The 15,712-nt window shown below is 65.9% G+C and carries 15 protein-coding genes; 2 read left to right on the top strand and 13 right to left on the bottom strand.

The window, feature by feature from the left end; translation table 11 throughout:
* Positions 1-24: 24 nt before the first annotated feature.
* The 7 genes from DES47_RS09790 to recA form a co-directional block, all read right to left on the bottom strand.
* Positions 25-1,122: a serine/threonine-protein kinase gene (locus DES47_RS09790; protein ID WP_133700473.1), complete on the bottom strand. Its 1,098-nt coding sequence runs from the start codon at positions 1,120-1,122 to the stop codon at positions 25-27.
* Between the two features lie 18 nt (positions 1,123-1,140).
* Positions 1,141-1,869 carry a TerC family protein gene (locus DES47_RS09785; protein ID WP_133700472.1) on the bottom strand — a complete coding sequence of 243 codons (729 nt, stop codon included), beginning with the start codon at positions 1,867-1,869 and terminating at the stop codon, positions 1,141-1,143.
* Positions 1,870-2,030: 161 nt separating this feature from the next.
* A complete protein-coding gene (gene sucD / locus DES47_RS09780; protein ID WP_133700471.1) occupies positions 2,031-2,924 on the bottom strand; it encodes a succinate--CoA ligase subunit alpha in 894 nt (297 codons plus the stop codon).
* Between the two features lie 70 nt (positions 2,925-2,994).
* The gene (sucC, locus tag DES47_RS09775) at positions 2,995-4,155 is read right to left on the bottom strand and encodes an ADP-forming succinate--CoA ligase subunit beta (protein ID WP_133700470.1); all 1,161 of its coding nucleotides are present in this window, start codon (positions 4,153-4,155) and stop codon (positions 2,995-2,997) included.
* Between the two features lie 22 nt (positions 4,156-4,177).
* Positions 4,178-4,741 (bottom strand): DUF2889 domain-containing protein, encoded by a 564-nt coding sequence (locus DES47_RS09770; RefSeq protein ID WP_243748241.1) that lies wholly within the window; start codon positions 4,739-4,741, stop codon positions 4,178-4,180.
* A 187-nt stretch (positions 4,742-4,928) separates the two neighbouring features.
* Positions 4,929-5,456: a regulatory protein RecX gene (locus tag DES47_RS09765; RefSeq protein WP_166651938.1), complete on the bottom strand. Its 528-nt coding sequence runs from the start codon at positions 5,454-5,456 to the stop codon at positions 4,929-4,931.
* A 27-nt stretch (positions 5,457-5,483) separates the two neighbouring features.
* Positions 5,484-6,518, bottom strand: a complete 1,035-nt coding sequence (recA, locus tag DES47_RS09760; protein WP_133700468.1) for a recombinase RecA — start codon at positions 6,516-6,518, stop codon at positions 5,484-5,486.
* A gap of 139 nt (positions 6,519-6,657) precedes the next feature.
* On the opposite strand from recA, the gene DES47_RS09755 reads away from it, so the two are divergent.
* The gene (locus DES47_RS09755; RefSeq protein ID WP_133700467.1) at positions 6,658-7,329 is read left to right on the top strand and encodes a response regulator; all 672 of its coding nucleotides are present in this window, start codon (positions 6,658-6,660) and stop codon (positions 7,327-7,329) included.
* An 18-nt stretch (positions 7,330-7,347) separates the two neighbouring features.
* Positions 7,348-8,853: a sensor histidine kinase gene (locus DES47_RS09750; RefSeq protein WP_133700466.1), complete on the top strand. Its 1,506-nt coding sequence runs from the start codon at positions 7,348-7,350 to the stop codon at positions 8,851-8,853.
* Here the strand turns inward: DES47_RS09750 and DES47_RS09745 are convergent.
* From DES47_RS09745 to DES47_RS09720, 6 genes are all read right to left on the bottom strand, one after another.
* Positions 8,850-9,719 carry an NAD(P)-dependent oxidoreductase gene (locus DES47_RS09745; RefSeq protein ID WP_133700465.1) on the bottom strand — a complete coding sequence of 290 codons (870 nt, stop codon included), beginning with the start codon at positions 9,717-9,719 and terminating at the stop codon, positions 8,850-8,852. The two genes, DES47_RS09750 and DES47_RS09745, sit on opposite strands and share 4 nt — an antisense overlap.
* On the bottom strand, positions 9,716-10,870 hold the full coding sequence (rodA, locus tag DES47_RS09740; protein ID WP_133700464.1) for a rod shape-determining protein RodA: 1,155 nt from the start codon (positions 10,868-10,870) through the stop codon (positions 9,716-9,718). Before rodA ends, DES47_RS09745 begins: the two co-directional genes overlap by 4 nt.
* 61 nt (positions 10,871-10,931) lie before the next feature.
* Complete coding sequence (gene mrdA / locus DES47_RS09735; protein WP_133700463.1) at positions 10,932-12,965, bottom strand: penicillin-binding protein 2; 2,034 nt, start codon at positions 12,963-12,965, stop codon at positions 10,932-10,934.
* A gap of 40 nt (positions 12,966-13,005) precedes the next feature.
* On the bottom strand, positions 13,006-13,521 hold the full coding sequence (gene mreD / locus DES47_RS09730; RefSeq protein ID WP_425057420.1) for a rod shape-determining protein MreD: 516 nt from the start codon (positions 13,519-13,521) through the stop codon (positions 13,006-13,008).
* A 2-nt stretch (positions 13,522-13,523) separates the two neighbouring features.
* Positions 13,524-14,450: a rod shape-determining protein MreC gene (gene mreC, locus DES47_RS09725; RefSeq protein WP_133700462.1), complete on the bottom strand. Its 927-nt coding sequence runs from the start codon at positions 14,448-14,450 to the stop codon at positions 13,524-13,526.
* 100 nt (positions 14,451-14,550) lie between these two features.
* Complete coding sequence (locus DES47_RS09720; RefSeq protein ID WP_133700461.1) at positions 14,551-15,594, bottom strand: rod shape-determining protein; 1,044 nt, start codon at positions 15,592-15,594, stop codon at positions 14,551-14,553.
* Between the last annotated feature and the right edge of the window lie 118 nt (positions 15,595-15,712).

Genomic DNA, 15,712 nt, shown 5'->3' with positions numbered 1-15,712 from the left:
CGGTATGAAGAATGCGTTTGGCGGCTACGGATTGTGCCTTGGATCGCGAGCGTCCAAGGCCTGGGTTTGCGCAAAGGCGTCGACGTTTTGTGCCGGGGCGTGAAGAGTTTGCGCACCTGGCGGCTGTTGAGCTGCCAGATCAAGATCCAGCTCCGGCATGGCCTCGACCCACTGCCGCGCTACCGCATCGAGATCATCGGCAAACTGATCACCATTGGCGTAGCGCAGCTCGGGGCGCTTCTCCAGCGCCAGGGCCACGACCATCGCCAGCGATTCGGGCAGTTGCGGCCGCAGGCGGCGCACATCGGCGGCGGGCTCGTTGGCAATGGCATTCATCAAACGCGCCATCGACTCGGCCTGGTGCGGCAACTGCCCGGTCAGCAGCTGGAACAACAGCACACCCAGCGAGTAGAGGTCGCTGCGGCCGTCCACTCTCAGACCGGCGAGTTGTTCGGGCGACATGAAGGAGGGAGTGCCCAACACCAGGCCTGTGCGCGTGCGGCTGCCGTCGGCGATGCGGGCAATGCCGAAATCACTGAGCTTGACGCTGTCGTGCACCGGGTCGACCAGCACATTGGCCGGCTTGATGTCGCGGTGCACCACGCCCTGGCGGTGGGCATAGGCCAGCGCTCGGGCCACGCGGGCGGTGATCTTCAGCACCTGGCTCACCGGCAGCAGCTGACCACTGCGCGTGTAGGCACTCAAGTCCTGGCCCTGCACGAGCTCCATGACAATCCAGGCATCCGATCCGGCCTCACCAGACTCCAGCACCTCCAGGATATCGGGATGGTGCAGGCTGCTCGCCGCACGCGACTCCCGCAGAAAGCGCTGGCGCACCTCGGCCAGGTCCTCGGGCGAGAACTCGCGTTGCAGCGACAGCAGCTTGAGCGCGACCTGGCGGCCGGTTTGCAGATCGGTGGCCAGATAGACCGCGCCCATGGACCCGCGCCCCAACTCGCCATCACGCCGATAGCGCGTCAGGCCGCTGGCAGGCGCCGCGTCTGACGACTGCGGCTCGGCGACGGTTGCGGCAGCAGCGGGCGGCGGCTGCAGATTTGGCGCCGCAGCAGGCGCCTGCGTCTTGCCCAGCAAGCGCCGCCAAAAGCCTGGGGAGTCACTCATGGCGGCGCGGGGCAAGGCTCAGGTTTCGACCGCCTGGCGGCGAACCAGAAGCTTGCCGACCGCCAGCACCAGCAGCGCACCGATCACGCCGGCCGCATAGTTGAACATGCTGCTCACCTGCATCGCATCGCCCTTGCCAGCCTCCATCGGCACCCACTTCTCCAGCGCCGGGTCGCCGACGACCATGGTGCCGGCGATCCAGCCCAGCAGCATCGCGCCCAGCGTGATGACGATGGGGAAGCGGTCCATCAGCTTGATGACCAACTGGCTGCCCCAGACGATGATGGGAATGGACACCACCAGGCCGAAGATCACCAGAATCATCTCGTGGCCACCACCGGCGGACTCGGCCGCGCCGGCAATGGCAATGACGTTGTCCAGACTCATCACGAAGTCGGCCACGATGACGGTCTTGACGGCGGCCCAGAGCTTGTCGCTGGACTGGATATTGCTGTGCTCGTCACCGTCCTCGGGCAACAGCAGCTTGACGCCTATCCACAGCAGCAGCACCGCGCCGACGATCTTCAGATAGGGCACCTGCAGCAGGGTCAGGGCAAAGAAGATCAGGATCACGCGCAGGATGATGGCGCCGAAGGTACCCCACATGATGCCCAGGCGTCGCTGTGCCGGCGGCAGCTTGCGGCAGGCCAGCGCGATCACCACCGCGTTGTCGCCACCCAGCAGGATGTCGATCATGATGATCTGGGCAACGGCGAGCCAGAACTCGGGGGTCATAAACTGTTCCATGATGCGATCTTAAGGCGTGGCCCGGCGGGCGTGGATGGGACGGCAATGCGCGTGTGGCCGTAAGTGTCGCCGCAGCAGGGTTTGCGGCGGTGCGGGGTTCTACGCATCCCAAACGGAAAGGCCGCCCGAAGGCGGCCTCGCAGACTTCGGATTGGCGATGCTCAGAGCAGGGCCTTGAGCAGCTTGGCCATTTCCGACGGATTGCGCGTGACCGTGAAACCGCAGGCCTCCATCACTTCCAGCTTGGCGTCTGCGGTGTCGGCGCCGCCGCTGATCAGCGCTCCGGCGTGGCCCATGCGCTTGCCGGCCGGAGCCGTGACGCCGGCGATGAAGCCGACGATGGGCTTCTTCATATTGTCTTTGCACCAGCGGGCAGCTTCGGCCTCGTCCGGACCGCCGATCTCGCCGATCATGATCACCGCATCGGTGTCGGGATCGTCATTGAAGGCCTTCATCACGTCGATGTGCTTCAGGCCATTGATCGGGTCGCCACCGATGCCGACGGCGCTGGACTGGCCCAGGCCGATTTCGGTCAGCTGCGCCACCGCTTCATAGGTCAGGGTGCCCGAGCGCGAGACCACGCCGATCCGGCCCTTGCGGTGGATGTGACCGGGCATGATGCCGATCTTGATTTCTTCCGGCGTGATCAGGCCCGGGCAGTTGGGGCCCAGCAGCAGCGTGTTCTTGCCACCGGCAGCGACCTTGGCGCGCATGCGGTTGCGCACTTCCAGCATGTCGCGGACCGGGATGCCCTCGGTGATGCAGATCGCCAGGTCCAGATCGGCCTCGACGGCCTCCCAGATCGCGGCGGCCGCGCCTGCCGGCGGCACATAGATCACGCTGACGGTCGCGCCGGTAGCCTTGGCCGCCTCGCTCACATTGGCGTAGATCGGAATGCCTTCGAAGTCTTCACCGGCCTTCTTCGGGTTCACGCCGGCCACGAAGCAGTTCTTGCCGTTGGCGTAGTCGCGGCACATGCGGGTGTGGAACTGGCCCGTCTTGCCGGTGATGCCCTGGGTGATGACCTTGGTGTCTTTGTTGATGTAGATGCTCATGGCGATATCTTTCTAGTCAGTTGGGGACAGAGCTACTCGCTTCGCTCGGTCGGTCTGTCCCGCAATTTCTTTAGGCTACGGCAGCAACGATCTTGGTGGCCGCTTCGGCCATCGTGTCGGCGGCAATGATGGGCAGGCCGGACTCGGCCAGCATCTTCTTGCCCAGGTCTTCGTTCGTGCCCTTCATGCGCACGACCAGCGGCACCGACAGGTTCACCGCCTTGCAGGCCGTGATCACGCCCTCGGCGATGGTGTCGCACTTCATGATGCCGCCGAAGATATTGACCAGAATGCCCTTGACCTCGGGGTTCTTGAGCATGATCTTGAAGGCTTCGGTGACCTTCTCGGCGGTGGCGCCACCGCCCACGTCCAGGAAGTTGGCCGGCTCGCCGCCGAACAGCTTGATCGTGTCCATCGTCGCCATGGCCAGACCGGCGCCATTGACCAGGCAGCCGATATTGCCGTCCAGGCTGATATAGGCCAGATCGAACTTGCTGGCCTCGACTTCGGCGGGATCCTCTTCATCCAGATCGCGGTAGGCAACGATCTCGGGGTGACGGAACAGCGCATTGGCATCGAAATTGAACTTGGCGTCCAGGGCGATCAGATTGCCCTTGCTGTCGCGGTTCAGCGGGTTGATTTCGACCAGCGAAGCGTCGGTGTCCATGTAGCACTTGTAGAGCTTCTGGAACAGGTCGATTGCCTGCGCGGTGGAGTCGGCGGGCAGGCCGATCGCGTTCGCGATCCGGGTGGCCTGCTCAGCCGTCATGCCAGTCTGCGGGTCGATCACCTCGGTGATGATCTTCTCGGGCGTGGAGTGGGCCACTTCCTCGATGTCCATGCCGCCTTCGCTGGAGGCGATGAAGGCCACCTTCTGCGAGGCCCGATCGGTCACCAGCGAAACGTAGTACTCCTTCTGGATGTCGGCACCCTCCTCGATGTAGAGGCGACGCACCTTCTGGCCGGCGGGGCCGGTCTGGTGCGTGACCAGCTGCATGCCCAGGATTTGCTCCGACAGGGCCTTCACGTCATCAATCGAGCGCGCCAGCTTGACCCCGCCACCCTTGCCACGGCCACCGGCGTGGATCTGCGCCTTCACGACCCAGACCGGGCCACCCAGCTTCTGTGCGGCTTCCAGTGCTTCCTGCACGGTGAAAGCGGCATGGCCTCGGGGCACGGGCACGCCGAACTGGCGCAGGATTTCCTTGCCCTGGTATTCGTGAATCTTCATGGGGGTCTCGCTTGGGAAAAGTTCAGGAAAGGTTTGACGTCCCGTCGGCCGTGGCGGCCGCGAGCGTGCTCGACGGTGCCCGGTACCAGCGGGGGTAGTAGGTCTTGACAGCCTCGCCATCGCGCCTCAACGCGTGGCAGCGATCAAGCTGGAAGGGCGGCACGTCACCGCCGGGCCCCTCGCGGGTGTCCAGCACCACGCCGGCAAAGGCCTGCATCACCGCAGTGGGCAGAACCTGACTCATCTCGGTCAGATGGGTGCAGCCCTGCACACCGCCCAGCCGCTCCTTGACCGCATGCCGGAACCCTTTGAGCAGGTTCAGGCCGACCAGGCGGGCATAGGCATCGCCATGGTCGTCGCAGCGGCCAGGGTAAGGCATGCGCCGGGTTTCGGCTCCGGCCTCGCGTATCGTCAGCTGCGTATCGACCACCAGGCGCAACAGCATGTCATGCACTGGCTCGCCGGCAAGGCGTACGCCCTGGGCCAAGGTGACATCGTGGGTCTTGGTGTCGCTCAGATGGGCATCGACCTCCCACAGCCCGTCGTCGCGGGCATAGACGTGCACGTCTATGCTGCGTCGGTGCATGAGCTTGCGCTCGGACGAGGCAGGAGGCAGGGACATCAGGTCAACGCGCGGGAGGGCCGTCGGGGAGGGACGTGAAAACACCCCGGCGTGGGGGCGCCGGGCAACAGGCGGCAATGTAGCATGCTGCGCCGCACCAAGGCTTTCACCAAGCTTTCAAGCGCTTGATCCAGATCACCCGCCTGCCGACTCAGTCGGCTTCGGTGCCCTGCACCACCTTGCGTATCACCTCGGGCGAGAAGCCGCGGCCGGCCAGAAAGCGCATCTGCTTGGCACGGGCGGCGGGATCGGCGGCGATTTCGCCGAATTTGCGCTGCCAGACCTGGCGCGCGCGCTCGAACTCGCTGTCCTTCAGCGCCTGCTGGCTGGCTGCGTCGGCTGCCAGGCCATGCTGGGACAACTCCTGCCTGATGCGCAGATTCCCGTAGCGCTGGGCCCGGGCGTTGATGCGTGACTCGACGAAACGGGCTTCGCTCAAGTAGCGGTTGGCCTGCAGCCAGTCGAGCAAGGCATCGACTTCGCTCGCGGCGCTGACCTCGCCGGATTCGGCATCTGACTCGAACTCAAGCACATCGCCCTCCGCCTCCCGGCGGGCCTGATGTGCCTTCTCATCCTGCTGGCGTGCAATGCGCAGCAGCTTGCGTTGCAGCTCGCTGCGGCTGTGCTCACGCTGGGCCAGCAGCGCAATGGCGCGAGCCTTCAGCGACAGCGGCTTCACGAGGCTGCGACTGAAGGCCGGATGGGTTTACTGCGCCTCGGCGGCCTGCAGCGGCACGCCCATCGCTTCACGCACCTTGTTCTCGATTTCCAGCGCGATGTCGCGGTTCTCGCGCAGGAACTCGCGGGCATTGTCCTTGCCCTGGCCGATCTTCTCGCCGTTGTAGGCGTACCAGGAGCCGGACTTGTCGAGGATCTTGGCCTCGACGCCCATGTCGATCACCTCACCCTCGCGGCTGATGCCCTCGCCATAGAGGATGTCGAACTCGGCGGTCTTGAACGGTGGCGCCACCTTGTTCTTGACGACCTTGACCTTGGTTTCGCTGCCGATGATCTCCTCGCCCTTCTTGATATTGCCGATGCGGCGGATATCCAGGCGCACCGAGGCATAGAACTTCAGCGCATTGCCGCCGGTCGTGGTTTCGGGGCTGCCAAACATCACACCGATCTTCATGCGGATCTGGTTGATGAAGATGACCATGCAGTTGGTCTTTTTGATCGTGGCGGTCAGCTTGCGCAGCGCCTGGCTCATCAGGCGGGCCTGCAGGCCGGGCAGGGAGTCGCCCATTTCGCCCTCCAGCTCGGCCTTGGGCGTCAGTGCCGCAACCGAGTCGACAACGATCAGGTCCACCGAGCCGGAGCGCACCAGCGCATCGACAATTTCCAGCGCCTGTTCGCCGGTATCCGGCTGGCTGATCAGCAACTCTTGCAGATTGACGCCCAGCTTCTGTGCGTATTGCGCATCGAGGGCATGCTCGGCATCGATGAAGGCGCAGACGCCTGACTGCTTTTGCATCTCGGCAATCACCTGCAGGGTCAGGGTCGTCTTGCCCGAGGATTCAGGGCCGTAGATCTCGACCACGCGGCCGCGCGGCAGGCCACCGACGCCCAGCGCGATGTCCAGGCCCAGCGAGCCGGTGGACACCACCTGGATGTCTTCGATGACTTCGCCTTCGCCCAGCCGCATGATGGAGCCCTTGCCGAACTGCTTTTCGATCTGGGCAAGTGCGGCGGCCAGGGCCTTGGCTTTTTCGGGGTTGACTGATTTCACTGGGGCGTCCATGGTGTGTCTCCGGGTTCGGTGCCGAATTATGACTCAATCTGTATATTCGTACAGTAGTTTTGTGCGGTCAAGCTGAGCTGTCTGTGAGCGTCCCTAGAATTGGGGGCGGTCTTGTCCCTCGGGCTGAATTGGAGAGCGCATGCGCATATTGATTGCTGAAGACGACCAGGTGCTGGCCGATGGCTTGCTGCGCTCCTTGCGCAATGCCGGCTATGCGGTGGATCAGGTGAGCAGCGGCTCCGAGGCCGACGCGGCACTGGCCTCGCATGAGTTCGATCTGCTGATACTGGACCTGGGTTTGCCGCGCATGCATGGGCTGGACGTGCTGCGCAAGCTGCGCGGGCGCGGCTCCTCGGTGCCGGTGCTGATCTTGACAGCGGCCGACAGCGTCGAGCAGCGCGTCAAGGGGCTGGACCTGGGCGCCGACGACTACATGGCCAAGCCCTTCTCGCTACAGGAGCTGGAAGCCCGCGTGCGTGCGCTGACCCGCCGCGGCCTGGGCACCGCATCGAGCGTCATCAAGCACGGGCCGCTGAGCTTCGACGCCACCGGTCGCGTGGCCTATATCAACGAGCAGATGATCGAACTGTCGGCCCGCGAGCTGAGCCTGCTGGAAGTGCTGCTGCAGCGCGCCGGCCGTCTGGTCAGCAAGGACCAGTTGGTCGAGCACCTGTGCGAATGGGGTGAAGAGGTCAGCAACAACGCGATCGAGGTCTATATCCACCGGTTGCGCAAGAAGATCGAGCAGGGGCCGATACGCATCGCCACCGTCCGCGGGCTTGGATATTGCCTGGAGAAAATCGCAAGCTAGCCGCACTGGCTGCCCACGATGCGCGCCGAATCCGACCAGCGCTCCCTGTTCGGCGAGATCCTTGACTGGATGCTCGCGCCGCTGCTGTTGATCTGGCCGATGAGCGTGTTCCTGACCTGGCTGGTCGCCCAGGGCATTGCCAACAAGCCCTATGACCGCGAGCTGGGTGAGATGGCACGCACGCTGGGCTTGCAGGTCTCGGTCGAGGCGGCCAGGGGCAGCGGCAGCGGCAAGGCGCGCTATGCGCTGTCGCCCGAGGCTGCGGCCCTGCTGCGCGCCGACGAGACCGACACCGTCTACTACCAGGTGCTGGGCACCCAGGGCGAGTTCCTCAGCGGTGACCGCGCCCTGCCCCTGCCCGGCGAGGACGAGCCGGTGGCCGCCTGGGAGCTGCGCTACCGCGACGAGGAGCTGCCGGGCGACAGCGTGCGCGTCGCCTATCTCTGGGTCTGGCCCGAGGGTCAGGCCGGCGGCAAGATGATGCTGGTGCAGGTGGCCGAAACGCTGGGCAAGCGCTCGCGGCTGACCAACGAAATCATCAAGGGCGTGATACTGCCGCAGTTCGTGATACTGCCGCTGGCCGTGCTGCTTGTCTGGCTGGCGCTGGCACGCGGCATTGCGCCGCTCAATGAGCTGCAGCGACGCATCCGTTCGCGCGACAGCTCGGACCTGAGCCCGATCGACGAGCGCCGCATCCCCGACGAGGTGGCGCCGCTGGTGCGCGCAATCAACGACCTGCTGGGCCGGCTCGACCAGTCGATCAGCGGCCAGAAGCACTTCCTGGCCGATGCCGCCCACCAGCTGAAGACGCCGCTGGCCGGTCTGCGCATGCAAGCCGAGTTGGCGCAGCGCGAAATCGACCTGGGCCGCAGCAGCCCCTCGGAGCTGAAGCTGTCGCTGCAGCAGATCTCGCTGTCCAGCCAGCGCGCCGCGCACATGGTCAATCAGCTGCTGGCAATGGCTCGGGCCGAGGACAACGAGCATTCGGCGCGACGGGTCGAGGTCAATCTGGTCGAGCTGGCAATGGAAACGGTGCGCGACTTCGTTCCGCGGGCGATGGACAAGCGCATCGACCTCGGCTACGAGGGCCCCGAGACCAGCACCAGCAGCCTGCGCCTGCTGGGCCATCCGGTGCTGATACGCGAGCTGATACGCAATCTGGTGGACAACGCCCTGCTCTACACACCCACCGGCGGCACGGTGACGGTGCGCATCATGGAAGACCCGTTCGGCCAGGTCACCGTGCTGCAGGTCGAGGACTCGGGGCCGGGTATTGCCCCGACCGAGCGCGAGCAGGTGTTTCAGCCCTTCTACCGCTCACTGGGTACCAATGTCGATGGCTCGGGCCTGGGCCTGGCCATCGTGCGCGAGATTGCCCTCCAGCATGAGGCCGAGCTGAGCGTGGACGACACCCGGCCACGCAAGCCCGGCCTCAACACCGATGCCGAGGGCCAGGGGCCGGGCGCACGTTTCACCGTGCGCTTCCATGCCTATGCCAAGGCGATCGAGCCGGGGGATGCCTAACGCCGCAGCAGACCGAGCAGGCAGCCGTCATCCAGCCCGGCCAGGCCCTCCTGGCAGGCACGCTCAAACAACGCGGCGGCCTGGGCGCCCAGCGGCACATCGAAACCCTGCAGCTGCGCGGCGCGCAGCGCCAGCGCCGAGTCCTTGCGCAGCAAGCTGGTATGGGCACGGGGCACCAGATCGCCGGCCAACGCGCGGCGCATGCGGTCGCTGCCTATCCAGCTCTGGCCGCTGCTCTGCTCAATCACGTCCAGCGTCTGCCCGCCGTCCAGGCCCAGCCGCTCGGCCAGCGCCAGCACCTCGGCCGCGCCGGCCAGATTGATGGCGGCCAGCAGGTTGTTGACGAGCTTGGTGCGCGCCGCGTCGCCCGGTCGCTCGCTGATCACGAAGCGCTTGCTGGACAGCACGCCCAGCAGCGCCTCGTGCTGCGCCAGCACCGCCGCCGGGGCGGCCAGCATCAGGCTCATCTCGCCCGCACGGGCTCGGGCCGGGCCACCGGACATCGGGCTGTCGATGCAGTGAAGGCCCAGCGCCACCAGGCGGGCGGCAATGGCCTCCACCTGATCCGGGCCCAGGGTCGGGCACAGCAGCACGGTGCCGCCTTTCGGCAACTGCTCGGCAGCACCCTGGTCACCGAACAGCACCTGCTCCGCTTGCGCGGCATCGACAACGGCCACGATCAGCGATTCGCAATGCACCGCCAGCTCGGCCGGGCTGTCGGCCAGGGTCGCGCCCTCGGCCAACGCACGCTGCTGCACGGCCGGGGCTGTGTCGCACACCGCCACGGCCCAGCCCTGATCCAGCAGGCGCTGCATCATTGCAAAGCCCATATTGCCGGCACCGATCAGGCCAACCGTCCTGGTCATGACTGGATCAACCTGCGGCTCTTGGCGATGGACATCAGAATGCCCAGACCCAGGCCCAAGGTCACCATTGCCGTGCCACCATAGCTGATGAAGGGCAGCGGCACGCCCACCACCGGCAGGATGCCGCTGACCATGCCCATATTGACAAAGGCATAGGTGAAGAAGCTCAGCGTGATGGCCCCGGCCAGCAGCCGCGAGAACTGCGACGGCGCGTCGCCGGCAATGATCAACCCGCGCAGGATCAGGAACAGAAACCCCAGCATCAGCCCGGCCACGCCGACCAGGCCGAACTCCTCGCCATAGGCTGCAAAGATGAAGTCGGTGGTGCGCTCCGGGATGAACTCCAGATGGGTCTGCGTGCCCTTCATGAAGCCCTTGCCACCGATACCGCCGGAGCCGATCGCGATCTCGCCCTGGATGATGTGAAAGCCCTTGCCCAGCGGATCCTTGGTCGGGTCCAGCAGCGTGCAGACGCGGTTCTTCTGGTAATCCTTCAGCACATGCCACTGCACGCCGGGTTGACAGATCGTGTCTTCACTGAGCACCAGCGCGGTGATGCCGATACCGGCGGCCAGCACGGCGGGCACGATCAGCTTCCAGGGCAGGCCGGCGAAGAAGATCACATACAGGCCGGCCGACAGGATCAGGATGGAGGTGCCCAGGTCGGGCTGCTTGGCCACCAGCCCCACCGGTATGGCCAGCAGCACAAAGGCCACGCCAAAGTCGAGCAGGCGCAGCTGGCCCTCGCGCTTCTGGAACCACCAGGCCAGCATCAGCGGCATGGCGATCTTCAGGATCTCGGAGGGCTGGATCACGATGCCCACATTGAGCCAGCGGGTTGCACCCTTCTTGGAGATGCCGAACAAGGCGGTGGCGATCAGCAACGCCACGCCGACGACATAGAGCGGCACGGCCAGAGCCATCAAGCGCTGCGGCGGCACCTGTGCGACCAGGAACAGGATGCCCGCGGCCAGCAGCATATTGCGGCCGTGATCGACAAAGCGCGTGCCGTGATCGAAGCCGGCCGAATACATGGTCATCAGGCCCAGGCCGACCAGCCAAAGAATGGCCACCAGCAGCAGGCCGTCGAAGCCCGACAGCAGCGGCCGAAGGCGGCGCCACAGGGAGGGCCGGTCAAACACCACGCTCATTGGGTCACCTCCGTGCTTCGCACTCCGGTGCGAGTCCCCTTCGGAACGGCCGCGCGGGGGCTCATGGTTTGGCTCCTGCCGATGCGGCTTTGGCTGGATTGCTGGCGGCCGATGCGGCAGCCGACGCCGCCGCGGCCACCGCCTCGGCCGAACCTGGCAAGGGCACGCTGGCGATGGGCCGGGTCGCGCCCACCGGGGCGGTGGTCTGCCCTTTTTGCGTCAGCGCGATGTCCTGCTCGCTGGGATATTGGCCCTGCAGCAGGAAGTCGAACACCCGCCGGGCGATCGGCGCGGCCGAGGTCGAACCGAAGCCGGCGTTCTCGACGATCACCGCCACGGCAATGCTAGGCGCCTCGACCGGAGCAAAGGCCACATACAGCGAGTGATCGCGCTTGTATTCATCGGCCTTGATATTGCTGTACTTTTCGCCTGCGCGCAGGCCGATGGCCTGGGCGGTGCCGGTCTTGCCGCCGCTCTGGTAGGCCGCACCGGCAAAGGCCGCACGCGATGTGCCCTCGACGGTCACGCCATGCATGGCCTGGGTGATGACCTGCACATGCTCGGGCAGCAGCGGCAGGGGTTCGAGGGCATCGCTGGCGACCCGGCGCTTGCGATGATCGACCACATCCTCGATCTCGCGCACCAGGCGTGGCCGGTAGCGCTGGCCGCCGGTGATCAGCGTGGACGTTGCGGTGGCCATCTGCAGCATGGTGAAGTGGTTATAGCCCTGGCCTATGCCCAGCGAGATGGTCTCGCCGGCATACCACTTCTGCTGCTCGGGCTTCTTGTAGGCCCGCTTCTTCCAGGCGGTGCTGGGCAGCAGGCCCGTGACTTCGCCCTGCATGTCGATCTCGGTCTTGCGGCCGAAGCCGAAGGGCTCCAGCTGGTCATGGATCAGGTCCACGCCCATCTCGTTGGCCAGGCTGTAGAAATAGACGTTGCTGGACTGCACGATGGCCAGGCGCATGTCCTTGGGGCCGGGCCGGTCGCTCTCCGGGCTGCCGAAGGTGCGGCCCCCGAAGCTGAAGGTCAGGTTGTCCATGATCACCGTGCTGGCGGCACGCTTGCCCGAGTTCAGCGCGGCGATCGACATGAAGGGCTTGAACGTCGAGCCCGGCGGGTAGGTGCCGCGCAGGGCACGGTTCAGCAGCGGTTTGTCGGCATCCTCGTTCAGCTCGCGCCAGCTGTCGGCGTCGATGCCATCGACGAACAGATTCGGGTCGAAGGTCGGCTTGCTGACGAAGGCCAGCACCTCGCCGGTGCGCGGATCCATCGCGACCAGGGCGCCACGACGGTCGGCGAACAGCTCCTCGACCAGGGCCTGCAGCCGGATGTCGATCGACAGCACCAGCTTGTTGCCTGGCGTCGGCGGGTTGCTGCGCAGGCGGCGCACGGCTCGGCCACCGGCACTGGTCTCGACTTCCTCGAAACCCGTCTGGCCGTGCAGTTCCTTCTCGTAGGCCTGCTCCAGGCCCAGCTTGCCGATGTAGTCGGTGCCGCGGTAGTTCGCCAGATCCTCGTCGGGCCAGTCCTCCATCAGCTTCTTCTCGGCCTGGTTGATGCGACCGATATAGCCGATCAGATGGCTGCCGACCGCGCCCAGCGGATAGCTGCGGAACAGCCGCGCCTTGATCTCGACGCCGGGGAAGCGGAAACGCTGGGCGGTGAAGCGCGCCACCTCCTCGTCGCTCAGCTTGGTGCGTATCGGCAGCGACTCGAAGCTCTTGCCCTCATCCATCAGGCGCTTGAAGCGCTTGCGGTCACGCGGCTGCACCTCCACCAGTTCGGCCAGCGCGTTGATGGTCTGCTCCAGGTCCGGCACCTTGGAAGGCGTGATCTCCAGGGTGAAGGCCGAGTAGTTGCTGGCCAGCACAACGCCGTTGCGATCAACGATCAGGCCGCGGTTGGGCACGATGGGCACGACGGCGATGCGGTTCGCCTCGGCGCGTGTCGACAGCTCCTCATGCTTGAACACCTGCAGAAACACCAGGCGGGCGGCCAGCAGCGAGAAGCAGAACAGCACGAAACCCGCCGCGGCGAAGATGCGCAGGCGAAAGCGGCTCAGCTCCTGGCCAAGGTTCTTCAGTTCGGTCATGTCGCCGCCGTCAGCACGTGATTCAGCACGGGGTCAGCGCTCACAGCGGCCGGTGCTTGTCCGGATCCGGCGGCCGGCGCTGAGGTGCCAGCAGCAGGGCCGACACAAATGGCCACAGCAAGGCCTCGAACACCGGCGCGAGCAACAGGCTCCAGCCCGGCCACATGCCACCGACGATCATGCGCACGATCAGCGACACCGCATGGGCGGCCACGAACAGCGGCAGCACATGCAGCGCCTGCGGCAGCAGCGGAAACCACAGCAGCCGCCGGTGCAGGGCCACCGCACCAAAGCTCAGCAGCGTGTAGGACAGCGCATGCTGGCCCAGCAGCGCACCATGGTGCACATCCATCGCCAGGCCGAAGAAGAAGGCCAGGCCGACGCCGACCCGGCGCGACTGGTGCACATTCCAGAACACCAGCACCAGGGCCAGCAGATCGGGCATCGCCGGCTGGCGCCCCATCGGGATCAGATTGAACCCCAGCGCGATCAGGAGGCTGAAGGCAATGAACAGCGGGTTGGCCGGCAGCAACAGCTGGCCATGGGCGCGCGGCATGATCACTTGTGGCCTCCCTTCCTGACGGCACCGCGCGCCGGCTCGGAGGCGGCGGTGGCAGCGGGCCGGGCCGGCAGCTGCAGGCCCACCGGGTCGAGCACCAGCACATGGCGCACGCTGTCGCTGGCGGCCACCGGCGCCAGGCTGATCTGAGCGAAGCCGGATTCGGCGCGGCGCTCCACCGCCACCACCCTGGCAACGGGCAGACCGGCCGGATAGACGCCATCGACGCCCGAGGTCGTCAGCAGATCGTCCTTTTGCACATCGGCATTGCCGGCCATATAGCGCAGCTCCATGCCGCTGCTGTCGCCATTGCCGAAGGCGGCACTGCGGTGCTGGGTGCGATTGTTGAGCACCGGCACGGCGGCGTCCTTGTCGGTCAGCAGGGTGACCTCGGACGACAGCGGATAGACCCGCGTCACCTGGCCCAGCACGCCGACCTCGTTGATCACCGGCGAACCGGCCTTCACGCCCTGGGCCGCGCCGCGGTCGATGACGACCTTGCGCGAGAACGGGTCGGGTGTGTCGTACAGCACCTCGGCCGCCGCCACCTTGACCTGCAGGCTGGGGCGCAGCTCCAGCAGCGCACGCAGCCGCGTGTTCTCCTCCTGCAGCTGGGCGACGCGCAGGACCTGGGCCGATTGCGCGGCCAGCAGCCGGCGCGACTGGTCGTCGGCCTTGGTCGCGGCCTGCATGCTGTGCCAGTAGTCGACCATCGATTCCCAGCTCTCCACCGGCGCCAACAGCAGGCGCTGCACCGGGTGCAGGGCAGTGGCCAGGGCGGCGCGCAGCGGATAGGTGATCTTGAAGCGGGTGTCGGCCACCATCAGGAACACCGCCAGCGCGGCAAATACCAGCAGCTTGGTCAGCGCAGACATGCCCTGCCGGAAGAACGGCGGGGGGGTGCGATCAAAGGAACCGAGCGACATGGCGGAACAGTCAGATCACGGAAAGAGCAGGGCCTGCTGGGAACGAAAAGGCCGGCGACGTGAGCAACGTGCCGGCCTGGGACTGCACCTGGGACCGACCTTACTCGGAAGTGAAAATGGACCCGAGGCGCTCCATCCGCTCCAGCGCCATGCCGCAACCGCGCACTACGCAGGTCAGCGGATCTTCGGCCACCAGCACCGGCAGGCCGGTTTCCTCGGCCAGCAGGCGGTCCAGGTCGCGCAAGAGCGCGCCGCCGCCGGTCAGCATCATGCCGCGCTCGGCGATGTCGGCGCCCAGCTCGGGCGGCGTCTGCTCCAGCGCGTTCTTCACCGCCGACACGATCTGGTTCAGCGGGTCAGTCAGCGCCTCGAGGATCTCGTTGCTGGAGATGGTGAAGCTGCGCGGCACGCCCTCGCTGAGGTTGCGGCCCTTGACTTCCATTTCCTTCACCTCGGAGCCCGGGAAGGCCGAGCCGATGTGCTTCTTGATCGATTCCGCCGTCGGCTCGCCGATCAGCATGCCGTAGTTGCGGCGGATGTAATTGATGATGGCCTCGTCGAACTTGTCGCCGCCGACGCGGACCGAGCCCTTGTAGACCATGCCGCCCAGCGAGATCACGCCGACCTCGGTGGTGCCGCCGCCTATGTCGACGACCATGGAGCCGGACGCTTCCGACACCGGCAGCCCGGCGCCGATCGCCGCGGCCATCGGCTCCTCGATCAGGTAGACCTCGCTGGCGCCGGCGCCAAGAGCCGACTCGCGGATCGCACGGCGCTCGACCTGGGTCGAGCCGCAGGGCACGCAGATGATGATTCTCGGGCTCGGCTTGAGCATCTTCGAGTCATGCACCATCTTGATGAACTGCTTGAGCATCTGCTCGGTGACGGTGAAGTCGGCGATCACGCCGTCCTTCATCGGGCGTATCGCCTCGATATTGCCGGGCACCTTGCCCAGCATGGCCTTGGCCTCGCGGCCGACGGCCTGGATGGTTTTCTTGCCATTCGGGCCACCTTCGTGGCGGATGGCAACCACCGAGGGCTCGTCAAGCACGATGCCCTTGCCGCGGACGTAGATCAGCGTGTTGGCGGTGCCCAGGTCGATGGCCAGATCGGTGGAAAAGTAGCGGCGCAGAGATGCGAACATGGTGTGTGGGTTGGCGCAAAGGCCTCGGCAAAGCGTCTTGAGAGAGAGTCGCCGTACAGCCTTTGCAGCGTGCTTTTCAGCGTGAATCGGAGGGTGGGTGGCGCCCGAGGTGCACGGC

This window comes from Roseateles toxinivorans, from assembly GCF_004362525.1.
Taxonomy (GTDB): domain Bacteria; phylum Pseudomonadota; class Gammaproteobacteria; order Burkholderiales; family Burkholderiaceae_C; genus Paucibacter; species Paucibacter toxinivorans.
This window is presented reverse-complemented; position numbering and strand designations above follow the sequence as displayed.

What these genes read in the sequence shown, in the direction of transcription:
- sucC (WP_133700470.1), bottom strand. Translation starts at nt 4,155, where the DNA reads ATGAAGATTCACGAATACCAGGGCAAGGAAATCCTGCGCCAGTTCGGC.
- DES47_RS09755 (WP_133700467.1), top strand. Translation starts at nt 6,658, where the DNA reads ATGCGCATATTGATTGCTGAAGACGACCAGGTGCTGGCCGATGGCTTG.
- mrdA (WP_133700463.1), bottom strand. Translation starts at nt 12,965, where the DNA reads ATGACCGAACTGAAGAACCTTGGCCAGGAGCTGAGCCGCTTTCGCCTG.
- DES47_RS09745 (WP_133700465.1), bottom strand. Translation starts at nt 9,719, where the DNA reads ATGACCAGGACGGTTGGCCTGATCGGTGCCGGCAATATGGGCTTTGCA.
- recA (WP_133700468.1), bottom strand. Translation starts at nt 6,518, where the DNA reads ATGGACGCCCCAGTGAAATCAGTCAACCCCGAAAAAGCCAAGGCCCTG.
- DES47_RS09720 (WP_133700461.1), bottom strand. Translation starts at nt 15,594, where the DNA reads ATGTTCGCATCTCTGCGCCGCTACTTTTCCACCGATCTGGCCATCGAC.
- rodA (WP_133700464.1), bottom strand. Translation starts at nt 10,870, where the DNA reads ATGAGCGTGGTGTTTGACCGGCCCTCCCTGTGGCGCCGCCTTCGGCCG.
- mreC (WP_133700462.1), bottom strand. Translation starts at nt 14,450, where the DNA reads ATGTCGCTCGGTTCCTTTGATCGCACCCCCCCGCCGTTCTTCCGGCAG.
- sucD (WP_133700471.1), bottom strand. Translation starts at nt 2,924, where the DNA reads ATGAGCATCTACATCAACAAAGACACCAAGGTCATCACCCAGGGCATC.
- DES47_RS09785 (WP_133700472.1), bottom strand. Translation starts at nt 1,869, where the DNA reads ATGGAACAGTTTATGACCCCCGAGTTCTGGCTCGCCGTTGCCCAGATC.
- DES47_RS09790 (WP_133700473.1), bottom strand. Translation starts at nt 1,122, where the DNA reads ATGAGTGACTCCCCAGGCTTTTGGCGGCGCTTGCTGGGCAAGACGCAG.
- DES47_RS09750 (WP_133700466.1), top strand. Translation starts at nt 7,348, where the DNA reads ATGCGCGCCGAATCCGACCAGCGCTCCCTGTTCGGCGAGATCCTTGAC.
- mreD (WP_425057420.1), bottom strand. Translation starts at nt 13,521, where the DNA reads ATGCCGCGCGCCCATGGCCAGCTGTTGCTGCCGGCCAACCCGCTGTTC.
- DES47_RS09770 (WP_243748241.1), bottom strand. Translation starts at nt 4,741, where the DNA reads ATGCACCGACGCAGCATAGACGTGCACGTCTATGCCCGCGACGACGGG.